16 protein-coding genes are annotated in these 12,695 nt (G+C 66.0%); 7 read left to right on the top strand and 9 right to left on the bottom strand.

Features of this window, described 5'->3' with window-relative positions; all coding sequences use genetic code 11:
* The 5 genes from H276_RS22765 to H276_RS0109130 form a co-directional block, all read right to left on the bottom strand.
* Positions 1-193: hypothetical protein (locus H276_RS22765; protein ID WP_026356953.1), on the bottom strand; the 193-nt coding region annotated here is incomplete at its 3' end.
* Positions 190-663, bottom strand: coding sequence for an MmpS family transport accessory protein (locus tag H276_RS0109110; protein WP_019970992.1), 474 nt, complete (start codon positions 661-663; stop codon positions 190-192). The genes H276_RS22765 and H276_RS0109110, both read right to left, overlap by 4 nt.
* Positions 664-960: 297 nt before the next feature.
* Positions 961-1,425 carry a DUF5078 domain-containing protein gene (locus H276_RS0109120; RefSeq protein WP_019970994.1) on the bottom strand — a complete coding sequence of 155 codons (465 nt, stop codon included), beginning with the start codon at positions 1,423-1,425 and terminating at the stop codon, positions 961-963.
* A 48-nt stretch (positions 1,426-1,473) separates the two neighbouring features.
* Complete coding sequence (locus H276_RS0109125; protein WP_019970995.1) at positions 1,474-1,809, bottom strand: DUF732 domain-containing protein; 336 nt, start codon at positions 1,807-1,809, stop codon at positions 1,474-1,476.
* Between the two features lie 84 nt (positions 1,810-1,893).
* Positions 1,894-3,039, bottom strand: a complete 1,146-nt coding sequence (locus H276_RS0109130) for an alkaline phosphatase family protein (RefSeq protein WP_019970996.1) — start codon at positions 3,037-3,039, stop codon at positions 1,894-1,896.
* A 132-nt stretch (positions 3,040-3,171) separates the two neighbouring features.
* Here H276_RS0109130 and H276_RS0109135 point away from each other — a divergent pair, with 132 nt between their 5' ends.
* The 4 genes from H276_RS0109135 to H276_RS0109150 all read left to right on the top strand — a co-directional run bounded on the left by H276_RS0109135 (position 3,172) and on the right by H276_RS0109150 (position 7,025).
* Complete coding sequence (locus H276_RS0109135) at positions 3,172-3,696, top strand: hypothetical protein (protein WP_026356757.1); 525 nt, start codon at positions 3,172-3,174, stop codon at positions 3,694-3,696.
* A gap of 291 nt (positions 3,697-3,987) precedes the next feature.
* A complete protein-coding gene (locus H276_RS0109140) occupies positions 3,988-5,202 on the top strand; it encodes an acyltransferase (protein ID WP_019970998.1) in 1,215 nt (404 codons plus the stop codon).
* A gap of 152 nt (positions 5,203-5,354) precedes the next feature.
* Positions 5,355-6,041, top strand: a complete 687-nt coding sequence (locus tag H276_RS0109145; RefSeq protein ID WP_019970999.1) for an Rv0518 family GDSL lipase — start codon at positions 5,355-5,357, stop codon at positions 6,039-6,041.
* 30 nt (positions 6,042-6,071) lie between these two features.
* Positions 6,072-7,025 (top strand): enolase C-terminal domain-like protein, encoded by a 954-nt coding sequence (locus H276_RS0109150; protein ID WP_019971000.1) that lies wholly within the window; start codon positions 6,072-6,074, stop codon positions 7,023-7,025.
* Between the two features lie 6 nt (positions 7,026-7,031).
* Here the strand turns inward: H276_RS0109150 and H276_RS0109155 are convergent, their stop codons facing one another.
* Positions 7,032-7,925, bottom strand: coding sequence for an aminoglycoside phosphotransferase family protein (locus H276_RS0109155; protein ID WP_026356759.1), 894 nt, complete (start codon positions 7,923-7,925; stop codon positions 7,032-7,034).
* Between the two features lie 60 nt (positions 7,926-7,985).
* Between H276_RS0109155 and tpx the strand changes: the two genes are divergently transcribed.
* Positions 7,986-8,480 (top strand): thiol peroxidase, encoded by a 495-nt coding sequence (tpx, locus tag H276_RS0109160; RefSeq protein ID WP_019971002.1) that lies wholly within the window; start codon positions 7,986-7,988, stop codon positions 8,478-8,480.
* Positions 8,481-8,534: 54 nt separating this feature from the next.
* Here the strand turns inward: tpx and tenA are convergent, their stop codons facing one another.
* Positions 8,535-9,209: a thiaminase II gene (gene tenA / locus H276_RS0109165; protein WP_019971003.1), complete on the bottom strand. Its 675-nt coding sequence runs from the start codon at positions 9,207-9,209 to the stop codon at positions 8,535-8,537.
* Between the two features lie 272 nt (positions 9,210-9,481).
* Between tenA and ripD the strand changes: the two genes are divergently transcribed.
* A complete protein-coding gene (gene ripD, locus H276_RS0109170; protein ID WP_019971004.1) occupies positions 9,482-10,102 on the top strand; it encodes an NlpC/P60 family peptidoglycan-binding protein RipD in 621 nt (206 codons plus the stop codon).
* 87 nt (positions 10,103-10,189) lie between these two features.
* Positions 10,190-11,248 carry a M48 family metallopeptidase gene (locus H276_RS0109175; protein WP_019971005.1) on the top strand — a complete coding sequence of 353 codons (1,059 nt, stop codon included), beginning with the start codon at positions 10,190-10,192 and terminating at the stop codon, positions 11,246-11,248.
* 57 nt (positions 11,249-11,305) lie between these two features.
* Here the strand turns inward: H276_RS0109175 and H276_RS0109180 are convergent, their stop codons facing one another.
* A complete protein-coding gene (locus tag H276_RS0109180; protein WP_019971006.1) occupies positions 11,306-12,058 on the bottom strand; it encodes a CPBP family intramembrane glutamic endopeptidase in 753 nt (250 codons plus the stop codon).
* Positions 12,059-12,060: 2 nt separating this feature from the next.
* Positions 12,061-12,690, bottom strand: coding sequence for a uracil phosphoribosyltransferase (gene upp, locus H276_RS0109185; protein WP_019971007.1), 630 nt, complete (start codon positions 12,688-12,690; stop codon positions 12,061-12,063).
* Positions 12,691-12,695 lie beyond the last annotated feature (5 nt).

Raw genomic sequence — 12,695 nt, forward strand, 5'->3', positions numbered from 1 at the left:
AGCGCATTTCCCCCACCTCTTCGAGCTGGGGGACGATCACGTTGAGTACCGCGATGACGGCGATCCAGCCGAGGATGATCGGCAGTGCCAGGCGCCGGATCCACTTGGCGATACCGCTGCGCTCGGCGGCGTGCTTGGGCGGTGGGTTCGCCGGGAACGCGTCGGTGGGCGCGTCGTGGGTGGGGGTGCTCATGCAGATTTCACCAAGCAGAAAGTCTGGGCGTTGACGCCGGTGGAGGTGTGTTGATCTTTGAGTTCGTCGTCGACGGTGATCCGGCAGCTGATCGTGTCACCGTTGCCTTGGGCCACGATGTTGGGAAACACCGACGGCGCGGTGCTCTGCAGGCGCAGTGTCCACGGCAGCGCCGCGCCGTCGACGCGCTGTGGTTGGGCGTCGAGGTCGAGGTAGTTGATGTCGGCGGTGGCGCCGGGTTCCCCGGTGATCTCGTAGACCACGACCTTGGGGTCGAACGGCTTGGTGTCATCGACTTTCGCGCTGGCGACCCCCGAACCATCACCGGCCCCGAAGAAGGTACGGACCCGCATCACGGTGAACGTCCCGATCGCCACCACCACCACGATGAGCACCGGAATCCAGAACCGCCGGATGATGCCGAACAGTGAAAACTGTTTGCGGCGCGGCTTTTTCGTCTCGGTGCTCATCGCCGTCCGGTGGCGGAACGGCACACGGCAGGCACCGGATGCCCGGCGGGGCTGCCGGTGCGAAACCGGATGTCGTCGCTGGCCTGCGCCATGTGCATCTCGTTGCGCCTCGTCATCGTTATCGTCAGCTGAATTAGGCGAGATATTAGCTTATTTAACAGAACCGCAAACCGGGTAGCTACCTGCGGGACCCCGACGTGACCGTGTTCATGCCGAACGCAGATGGTGACGTGAACAGAAACGAACGCCGGTCAAGCCCTTGAAATGGACAGCCCGCTGCGTGGAGTCGCCGAGGGTCTAATGCCAATTCCATACCGACATGTCGCCGGCCGGGTAGTTCGCGCAGACATCAGTCGTACGGGCGGCGACACCCTTGTTGTTGAAGAAAAGCTTCGCCCAGTTCGGCCACTTCCACGCCATGTTCTCGTAGAACGCATTGGTCGCGGTGTTCTCTGAGTACTGCCGGCGGCCGGCGTAATCCAGCGAGAAGAACCAGTGGATCCGGTCCTGCGTCTCCTGCTGCAGCTCGGGCGCCTTGTTGTTGTAGTCGATCATGTACCGCTCGTAGTACACGGGCTCGACGTCCCGGGCGGCAGCCATGATCTGCTCCGCGGTACAGGTGGTCTTGAGGATCCGGTTTGGGATCGGGTAGTCATCGGTGGCGTCGGCGGACGCCATACCTGGCGCTGCGGCCAGGCTGCCCGCCACGGCACACACGGCGACACTGGCACGGATCAGACTGGCTACCCGACGTGGTCGCATAACGTTCAATGTATCGCTCCGAGTCCTGAGATCTGGATTGGCTGACGATCAGCCCTGATGCGCTGCCACCTGGTCGATCACCGGCTGCAGATCGGGGCAGTAGAAGTTGATGGCCGTCCCCAAGAACTGCCAAGCCTGCGCGGTGGTGCTGTCCTTTGCCAAGTTCGTGGCGACGAACTTGGCCGACTGGTAAGCGTCGTGATCCACCCCGTTGTGCAGCCGCTTGCACGCGATCTTGGCGATCCAGGCGTTGTAGTCACGTTGTCCGTAAATACCGAAGGTGTGCAGCTGGTTGGCGAAGTCGGTGTCGATCTCGGCATGTGCTGGAGCGGCGAATGCGATCGCGGCGGCCGCGCCGATTGCTGCCAGGCCTGCAAGCTTCATGCGCTGAATCTTAGATCATCTAATACAGAATTGGGACAGCAAGCCTCCGCACACCGGATTCCGAATCAGCGCCGCCAACACTGTTCAGCCGTACGCCAACAACAGCGGAATCCGTTGTTCGGCGCTGGTCAATGAGCCGTGCTGCCCGATGAGAGAAGACTCGATCGGTTCGGTCGTGCGCCGTAACAATGCCGCCGAGCCGCGTGCCGCGACGACGACATCGCCGATTCTCCCGCGCACCGCGTCACGGACGCGGGCCCCGAACCAGCCGGCGGCGATGGCTTCATCGCGGCCCAGCACCCACGCCGTGTCGTCAAGCGCCTCCCGCCACTGCGCCACGACGTCGTCGCCCGCGCCGGCCACCGCGTAGATGTGGCGGGCCCGAGCTTCACCGCCGATGTCCTGCACGCCTGCCAACAGATCCGGACGCATATCGAGGTCGACCACCGCGCTGGGATCGACCGCGACCATCCCGTGGTCGGCGACGACGGCGAGCAGGGCACCACGCGGCAAAGCGTCGACAATCGACTCCACCAGCTTGTCGACCTGGCGTAATTGCATGCGCCAGGCCGGTGAACCCGGCCCGTGCAGATGCCCGACGAGGTCGAGCTCGCCGTGATAGCCGTAACAGAAGCCGCCGCGGGCCACGGCGTCGCTCACCCCGGCGGCGAGCTCGCCGAGGGCGTGTACGCCGACATAGCGGGCGCCCCGTAGGACGGCTCGGGTCAGTCCTGACCCGGCGAATTCCGCGCCCGAGACGACGCTCACCGCGACTCCGGCGGCCGCGGCTCGCTCGAACGTCGTGGGCAGTGGCTGCAGTTCCTCGGGGCGGATGCGTTCACGCAGGTCCTCGCCGCGCGGGTGCGGGCGCCACCGCAGGGCGTTGAGCACAGGGACGTCGGAAGCGTCGGGCACCCGGAACGACATGCCCACTAGACCGTGTTCGCCTGACCGGCATCCGGTACCGATGGCCGCCAAGCCGGCTGCGGTGGTGGAAGGGAAGCCGACCTGCAGCGTCTTCCCGCGCAACCCGGCCAGCACGGGCGCATCACCGGCGTGGGCGTCGAGCAGTTCGGCGCCGAGCCCGTCTACCAGCAGAACGCAGGCACCGCGCGCTTGGCCGGGCAGCTCGAGGCGGGAATCGAAGCCCCTCACCCCAAGCGTGCTCAACACCGCCGGCACCACATCGGCAAGTGCGGGCGCATCGGGATCCAGGTGTGGCGCATCCACGTTGTGAGCTTCCCACACCGATCGACCTGCACTGTCCGGCGCGTTCGGCCCCGTTTGCCTTGGCCGGTCAGGCCGGGAAGACCGCTCAGCGGCAGCGGGACATCGCCCCGCACCCGGGTACGCTGGCGTGCTATGAGGCCGATGAGAGCAGCGATCCTCGCCGCGACCCTTGCTGCGGCCGGGGCTGGAATGTTCAGCGGTGTCGCCACCGCTGACCCCGCCACGCCCAATCCGCCGGCGCCGCCCGTGACCCCGGCTCCGGATCCGAACGCACCGCCGGCGCCGGCCGGCGCTCTGGCCACCAGCATTGACCATGACGGCACTTTCGTCGTCGGCAAGGACATCGCACCGGGCAACTACGCCTCGGCGGGCCCCGTCGGCGACGGCGCGTGCTACTGGAAGCGGATCGGTGACGATCAGAATCCGATCATCGACAATGCGATGACCAAGAAGCCCCAGACGGTGGCGATCGAGCCGACAGACAAGGCGTTCAAGACCAGCGGCTGCCAGGCATGGACGTTGACAGACGCGCCCGCCGACGCCCAGCCGGCTGGTGGGCTATCGGCGCTGATCGCCGGAGCCCAACTGCGCGGCTGGCTGAACACCGTGAACAACGGTGCGCGTCAGTACGACGGATCGCAGGTCCCGACACCCTGACAAATCGGGGGTAGCCGACACGCCGAGGCCGCGCGCGGCCGTCCACACAAGCGGGCGGTAAATCGGTTGATCATTTTGCTGCGCAAGCGGATCCGGTTGTTGTTCAGCACCATCGGGAAGTGGTTCAGCAAGTACACAGGAACATGGACGCGCGGCCGAAGCGCCGCCGCTGCTAGTCTGCGAAGGCTGCCGGTCGCCCGGTTGCGGGAGCCTTCCCCCTCGGCCAGCCACGGCGCATGATGCGGGCGAATCGGTGAGTGGACACGTAAATCGGCAAGGATACGGACCAAAGTGGCGCGCGGCGCAGAGATCAAGGCCCTCACCGGACTGCGCATCGTCGCAGCCGTGTGGGTCGTGCTGTTCCACTTCCGCCCATTGCTCTATGAGGTCGCGCCAAATACCACCAAGGCGCTGGCTCCCGTGCTCAACTGCGGGGCGCAAGGCGTCGACCTGTTCTTCATCCTCAGCGGCTTCGTGCTGACCTGGAACTACTTTGATCAGATGGGGCCATCCTGGTCCACCCGCGCGACGCTGCATTTCCTGTGGCTGCGGCTGTCGCGGGTCTGGCCGGTGTATCTGGTCACCCTGCACCTGGCCGCGCTGTGGGTGATCTTCACCCTCAACGTCGGGCATATCCCGACCGAGGACATCAGCCCGTACAGCGCGGTCAGCTACCTCCGACAGTTCTTCCTCGTCCAGCTGTGGTTCCAACCTTATTTCGACGGCTCCAGCTGGGACGGCCCGGCCTGGTCGATCAGCGCAGAATGGTTGGCCTACCTGTTGTTCGGGGCGTTGATCCTGGTCGTGTTCCGGGTCGCCCGGGCCACCGGCGCGCGCAGCCTGACGCTGTTGGCGATCGCCGCATCGACGCCTCCCGTGGTGCTGATGATGGTCAGCGGGCACATCTATACGCCGTGGAGCTGGCTGCCGAGAATCGTCATGCAATTCACCGCGGGCGCGTTGGCCTGCGCCGCGGTGCGCAAGTTAGACCTCGGTGACACGGCCCGTCGCCGTGCCGGCTACCTGTCGATTGCGCTGATTGCACTGGTCGTCACCGGGCTGTACTTCTTCGACGCGCACCCGCTGAACACCGTGGGTGACGCCGGTGGTCTTGTCGACCTGCTTTTCGTGCCGCTGATCGTGGTGCTGGCCGTAGGCACCGGCAGCCTGCCCGCCTTGCTGTCCACCCGGCTGCTGGTGTACGGCGGGCAGATCTCCTTCGGCCTCTACATGGTGCATGAGCTTGTCCATACCGCCTGGATATGGACGGTCAAGCAGTTCGAGCTCACGCTGACGCCCACCCTGTCGGGCAAGGTCACCGTGCTCGGCCTGTTCGCCTTGTCGGTTCTCGGGGCGATCCTGCTCTATCACATCGTCGAAGAACCGGCCCGCCGCTGGATGCGCCGGATGGTCGACATCAGGCCGGCGGAACCACCCAACAGATTGCACCGGATCGATAGCGAGCTCGAGACCCGCTCCGCCGGTGTTTCAGCCCGCGCCGGATAGATGCACCAGGTAGCGAAACAGCCTGTGCCGCAGGTTGTAATGGTCCCGTTATCAGCGTGTCACCGTGGCCGGGGTAACCTGCCTCGGGCAGTCCGTCGGCCTGCCGTGATCATGGTGCGGGACGCGTCGTCTCACCGGCAGTGGAGGTAGCAGTGAGTCGTCTGTTCACGTTCGTCCTCTCACTTGGTCTGCTGGCGGGCGTGGTCACCCACACCCCTGTCGAGCGGTTCACGACGTCCGGCCTGGATCCGCATCTGAATCACATCGCGGTGATCGGCGACTCGTACACCACTGGGACGGATGAAGGCGGTCTGGGACCGAAAGGCTGGTCGAGCCTCGCGTGGAGCGAGCTGGCCCACCGCGGCGTACAGCTGAACGCTGACGTGGTCGCGGAAGGGGGAGCGGGATATGTGGCCAGGGGCAACCGAGGCAGCGTCTTCGGGGATCTGACGGCCCGGGCCGTGAAACCCGACGACACATTGGTGGTGTTCTTCGGATCGCGCAACGACAAGGACATGGACCCGGCAGCGATCACGATGATGAGCCACAATGCGTTTACGCTTGCGCAGCACATCGCGCCGTCGGCCAAACTGCTGGTCGTCGGTCCGCCGTGGGTGTCAGCCGACGTGCCACCTTCGATCCTGGGCATTCGCGACATCCTCAAAACCCAGGCTCACGACGTAGGCGCAGTGTTCTTCGACCCCATCGAAGACGGCTGGTTCTTCGACCGGCCCGATCTCATCGCGAGAGACGGCATTCACCCCACCGACGCCGGGCATGCCTATATGGCCGACCGGCTGGCCCCGCTCATCAGCAGGCAGCTGCCGCGCGCTCTCTGACCGGTCTACGTCGGCTAGCGTCACCTGCTTGTGCAGACCCTGATCGACTTCGACAGCTCTCCGGTATTCGCGATTCCCCTGCGCGACGGCAGCGCCAGCCATGAGGGCGTGCTGGTCGAGGGCCCACAGGGCTGGGGCGAGTTCAGCCCGCCGGCCGCCGCCGACCCCCGGACGCTGGTGCGCTGGCTGACCGCGGCGACCGAGCCCGGCACGGTGGGCTGGCCCGATCCGGTCCGCGGTCGGATACCGATCGCCGCCACCGTGCCCGCCGTCGATCCGGCCCGCGCCCATGAGATCGCCCTGGCGGCGGGCTGCCGGTCCGCCGTGGTAGAGGTCGGCACCGCGCTCGCCGATGACATCGCACGGGTGGCCGCAGTGCGCAACGCGGTCGGGCCCGCCGGAGCAGTCCGCTGCGATGCCAAGGGGCGGTGGGATGTCGAGACCGCGGTGACCGCGATCACGGCCCTCGACCGCGCGGCCGGCGGGCTCGAATTCGTCGTGCAACCCTGCCACGCCGCCACCGACGGTGCCCGTGTGCGGGCCCGGGTCGAGGTGCGCGTCGCGGTCGACATGGCACTGCTCGGAGCCGCGGGGCCCGAGGTGCACGATGTCGCCGACATCGCCGTGCTGTCGTGCGGCCCGCTCGGCGGTGCGCGACGAGCCTTACGGGTGGCCGAGACGACGGGGCTGCCGTGTGTCGTCAGATCGAGTGTGCAGACCAGCATCGGCATGATGGCCGGGCTCGCACTTGCGGGTGCTCTACCGGAGTTGCCCTTCGCATGTGAGCTCGGCGGCCGTTCGTTGCTCGTGGGCGACGTGGTCGCCGAGTCACGTTCGCTGCGGGTCGTGGACGGCTTCCTGCCGGTCGCACCGATGCCCCCGGCGCCCCAACCGGAGTTGGTCGAACGTTATGCCGTCACCGATCCCCGGCAGATCGCGTCATGGCATGGCCGGATTCATACCGCCACCCACCTGGGGGGCTGAGCGCGATCAGTCCTGCACGGCCTTGGCCATGGTCACGCACGTGGTCAGCCAGTCCGCGTCGGGCTTGTCCTGCTCGGTCAACTCCCACATCGCGTTGTGCATCGCTCGCACGATCACCCAGGCCCGGGCCCGATCGACGTCCAGCTCGGCGGTGTCGACCAAGGTGTAGAACCGGCGCCGGACCCCGTCGCGGACGTAACCGCTCAGCTCGTCCCACCGGTTCCACAGCATCGGTGCGATCTCGTAGTGCGGATCGCCGTTGACCGGTTTCGGGTCGATCACCAGCCACGGTTCCCGCTCGGCGCGCAGTACGTTGTCGTAGTGCAGATCGCTGTGGATGAGCGTTGCCGAGCTCGCGGGTTCGGCGCTGAGTTCGGCGCCCAGGGTGATTGCCTGCTCGACCATGCGGCGTGGGACCGGGGCGTTGCGGGGGAGTGCCGTCAGGTCTGCGGTCCAGCGTTCGACGAATCCGGATAGTGGGCGTAGTTGCGGCAGTGCCGGAACGTGGATCCGACGGTACAGCGATGCCACGATCTCGCACGCCTCAATATCCCAGAGCGCGTTGAGATCTCGAGTGTGCAACCGCTCCAGCAGCAGGGCTCGGCGGTGCGGCTCGGCGCGAAGCAACCGGACTGCGCCGTTGCCGCCCCACCGGCGCAACGCGAGATGCTCGTGCTCGGACTCCTCGTCGGGCAATGCCACCTTGAGCACCGCAGCGCCGCGGTCGCGGGTGCGCACGGGCAGCACGACCGAGCAGAAACCGTGCATGGGATCGCCGTCGAGGGTGAGCTCCCAGTCATCGAGCTGGGCTCGCAGCAGGCGAGGCAGCCGGTCGACCCAGTCCTGCCACTGCGGTCCACGCGCGGCCATCGCACGCACCCCGTCGGGCAGATCGATCATCGGCCCCATGGTCGCACCCCGGCCTGCCTGGCCTGCCGCCGGCTTTGACAGACTGTGCACATGGCACAGATAACCTTGCGTGGAAACCCCGTCAACACCGTGGGCGAGTTGCCCGCCGTCGGTTCGCCGGCACCCGGCTTTACCCTCACGGGCACTGATCTCGGCCCCGTCACCAGCGAGCAGTTCCGCGACAAGGCCGTGCTGCTGAACATCTTCCCGTCGATCGACACCGGGACCTGCGCCACTAGCGTGCGTACCTTCAACGAGAAGGCCGCCGCCAGTGGCGCGACCGTGGTGTGTGTCTCGAAGGACCTGCCGTTCGCGCAGAGTCGTTTCTGCGGTGCCGAGGGCATCGAGAACGTCACCACCGCGTCGGCCTTCCGGGACGGCTTCGGTGAGGACTACGGCATCACCATCGCCGACGGTCCGATGGCCGGTCTGTTCGGTCGCGCCGTCGTGGTGATCGGCGCCGATGGCAATGTTGCCTACACCGAGTTGGTGCCCGAGATCGCCGACGAACCGAATTACGACGCCGCACTGGCCGCCCTGAAGTAAGCGTTTGATCGCGCGGTGCCCGCCTGCGATGTCAAGCGGGCACCGGGCAGCCGGTCAGACCGGCCAGCCTTCGCGCCGGTATCCGGCGTCGAAGAACATCCATTCATAGCGCGCAGTCTGCGTGAAATGCGCCCGCGCGACAGCCTCCTCCGCCGTGGTCAGGGTCGGCCCGACACGGTCGGTCAGAGCCAGCACTTCCGAGACGGTGGCGGCAAAGGCCTCGCCGCCGTAACTGTCGATCCAGCGCTGATAGCGCGAGTCAGTCGATCCCAGGGTGGCCAGTTCGGTCCCCACCCGCGCGTAGATCCAGTAGCACGGCAGCACCGCCGCCAGGCCGTCGGCGAAGCTGCCGCTGTACACCGTTGCGAGCAGATAGCTGGTGTACGCCCGGGTGGTCGGCGCCACGGGTTCGGCATTCAGTGTCACCGGGTCCAGTCCGAGTTCGGGCAGTAGCTGCGTGTGCAGTTCCAATTCCACATCGAACACTTCGGCGGCGTGCCGCGAGAACATTGCGGTGTCGGTCAGCGTCGGTGCCTTCGCCGCGACGATCGCCAGTGCGCGCGCATAGTCCCGCAGATAGTGGACATCCTGGGCGACGTAGTGGGCGAAAGCCTTTTCGTCGAGACTGCCGTCGGTGAGCCCCGTGATGAAGGGATGGGCCATGATCGCCGTGAAGGTGTCGTCGATGTCGTTCCACAGCCGGGTCGACCAGCTTGTCGTCGCGTTCATGACCGCTATCTTGTCAGGTCTCTGGACGTTGTGAGAAAAATTGTTGCAGCACAACATGGTTCGACAGTGTGATTCCCGGGTTGCTGCAGCTTGCCGTCAAGTTCCGCGGCCGCTCCGAGTCACCGTTCGGTCACGGTACTGCATCTCATTAGCGTTGTGCCACATAGAAATTGGGCAAGCAGCAAATTCGCCGGTACAAATAGTTGCGGTGGCTGCTGTCGACGGGCAGTCGGCCTCGGATGGTACTGGATCGAAGAGAGTTGAAGAAGCCGATGAAGCGCACGTATGCCTTGATGGTCAGCCTGGCCCTGCTGCTGGCGGCCCCCGGACTGGCGTCCGCCGACCCGTACCAGCGGCCAGCCGGCAACCAGAAGTTCATCGAACAGGTTATCTCCCGGGCACTTTCGCAACGCGGCGTGCCGTTTGTCTACGGTGGAGGTGACTCCAACGGGCCCACCCGCGGTGTTGTCCGTGACGCGGCCGTGGCCACCGCGAATCCGGCTTTGCCGGACGCCGCGGGACCGGTTCTTGCACCCACCACGCCGGCTTCTCCCGGACTGTTCCCCGGCCTGCTGGGTCTCGGGGCGACTCCGGCCGCACCTGTCGCGCCCGACGTCGTCGGTTTCGACGCCTCCGGTCTCATCGTGTACTCGTTCGCCGGTGTCGGTGTGAAGTTGCCGCGGTCCTCGGGTGAGCAGTACAAGGTCGGTCAGAAGGTCGCGCCGGCGCAGGCGGCTCCCGGCGACCTGATCTTCTACGGTCCGGAGGGCACACAGAGCGTGGCCTTGTTCATCGGCAACGGTCAGATGGTCGAGACCACCGACCGGGGGGTGGCAGTCTCGCCGGTGCGCACCAACGGCATGACCCCCTACCTGGTCCGCATCATCGCCTGAGGCCGTGCGGTGGCGCAAAATCGGTGTCAGGGGCGCGGCGCAACCTCTCCGTAGTGTTGAGTCAGACACCACGAAGGGCAGACCGCGATGAACCAGCCACCCGCGACCATGCGAACCGTATTCCCCGGTATCAGTTCCCGGGCCTGGGAGCATCCAGCCGACCGCACCGCACTGACCGCGCTACGCCGCCTCAAGGGGTTCGACCAGATCCTCAAATTGGTTTCGGGAATGTTGCGCGAGCGACAGCACCGATTGGTGTACCTGGCCAATTCGGCGCGGGTCGGGCCGCGTCAGTTCGCTGATCTGGACGCGTTGCTGGACGAGTGCGTGCAGGTGCTCGACGCGCCGAGCAAGCCTGAAATGTTTGTCATCCAGTCACCTTTCGCCAATGCGTACACGATCGGCATGGACGATCCGTTCATCGTCATCACCTCGAGCATGTACGACCTGTTGACGCACGACGAGATGCGGTTCGTCGTCGGCCACGAGCTCGGCCACGCACTCAGCGGGCACGCGGTCTACCGGACCATGCTCAATCACCTGATGCACCTTGCATCGTCGTTCGGCTTCATCCCGCTGGGCGGGTGGGCGCTGCGGGCCATCGTGGCGGCGCTGCAGGAATGGCAACGCAAATCCGAACTTTCTGGTGACCGCGCGGGTCTGCTGTGCGGGCAGGATTTCGACACCGCCATCCGCGTCGAACTCAAGTTGGCGGCCGGCGCTCGGCTGGACAAACTCGACACCCAGGCTTTCTTGGCCCAGGCCAGGGACTACGACGCCGCCGGCGACATGCGCGACGGCGTGCTCAAGCTGCTCAACCTCGAGTTGCGCAGCCACCCGTTCTCGGTGCTGCGGGCGGCCGCGTTGACCAGATGGGTCGACACCGGCGGATACGGCGCGATCATGGCAGGTGACTACCCGATGTGTGCCGACGACGACAAAGCTCGCTGGTCTGACGACGTCAGCGCCGCTGCGCGCCAATACAAGGACGGTTTCGACCAGTCCGACGATCCGCTGATCCGGGGCATCCGCGACGGCCTCGGCGGGATCGTCGACGGGGTCGGTCAGGCGGCCACCAGTGCGGCTGATTCGATGGGCCGAAAAATCTCTGAGTGGCGGCGCAATGCGCGGTCTGATGACGAATAACCACTTCGGCCGTCATCGCCCTACCAGGGTGCGTGAAGGCAAACGCTGACCGGCGAATCAGGCCGCAGGCATCACCCCGGTGAGGCTGAGCATCACCACGATGCCCGGCAGCAGATTGGTCACCTGATGCGCGGCGATACCGGCGAGCAGGCCATTGGTGAAAAATCGGGCCAGCGCGAGCGGAACGGCTATCACCAGCAGCAGCAAAAAGCGCGCGAATTCCAGGTGGGCCAGTGCGAACACCACCGTGCTCACTCCGAGCGCCACCCATCGTCCCCAGCGCTGTTCGAGCGCACCCCACAGCAGGCCCCGGTAGAGGATCTCCTCACAGACCGGCCCGACGACGACGATGACGGCGAAAACCAGCACGGCCACCGGCCAGGAGGCCCGCACCCCGCCGAACACCTCGCCCACCGCGGAGTTCGCCTCCGGCCCGGCGATCGAGCTGTACAGCATCGCCGCCGGCAGCGTGACGAACAGCCCACAGATCCCGAACGCGACGCCGATGCCCCAATCCCGCCATGACCAGTGCATCCGGAAGTCAGTTCGTGGTCCGTTGCCGCGTACCCGGGCGATGAGCAAGGCCAAGCCGGCTGCGGCCAGCGTCGGCACCGCCACGGCAAGTGCCAGGGCTGCCGTCTGCGGCGGTCCGTCGCGGGTGAACGCCACGACGAATGCTGCCGAGATGAGCAGGTAGGCCGCCTCGACAACGGCGAACGCACCCAGGCCCCAGCGATGCCGTGGCGATTGCCTGCCGGCTGTGAGTTCTGGCGCGACTTCGCTGTCGCCCCGCCCGGTTTCGGCGGCCACGGTTACTTGGTCCCGAAGATGCGGTCGCCGGCATCGCCGAGGCCCGGCACGATGTAGCCGTCGGCATCGAGTTCGCGGTCCAGTGCCGCGGTGTAGATCGCGACGTCGGGATGTGCCGCTTGCATCGCGGCGACGCCTTCGGGGCAGGTCAGCAGGCAGACGAACTTGATCGACTTCGGTTGGTATTCCTTGAGCCGGTCGATGGCAGCCACCGCGGAATTGCCGGTGGCCAGCATCGGGTCGACCACGACTACGTCGCGTTCCTGCAGGTCGCTCGGCATCTTGAAGTAGTACTCCACGGCGACAAGGGTTTTCGGGTCCCGGTATAGACCGATATGGCCGACGCGCGCACTCGGGACAACGTTGAGCATGCCGTCGAGGATGCCGCTGCCGGCCCGCAGGATGGATACGAAAACCAGTTTCTTGCCGTCGATCACCGAGCCTTTGGTGGATTCCAGTGGCGTATCGATCTCGATCTCGTGCATCGGGACGTCGCGCAGCACCTCGTAGGCCATCAGCATCGAGATCTCGGTGAGCAGTTGCCGGAAACCCTTGGTGGACACCTCTTTTTGTCGCATCATGGTGAGCTTGTGCTGAACCAGGGGATGGTCGATGATGTGCAGATTGCCCATGCTGC

The sequence above is a fragment of the Mycobacterium sp. 141 genome (assembly GCF_000382405.1).
Classification (GTDB): Bacteria; Actinomycetota; Actinomycetes; order Mycobacteriales; family Mycobacteriaceae; genus Mycobacterium.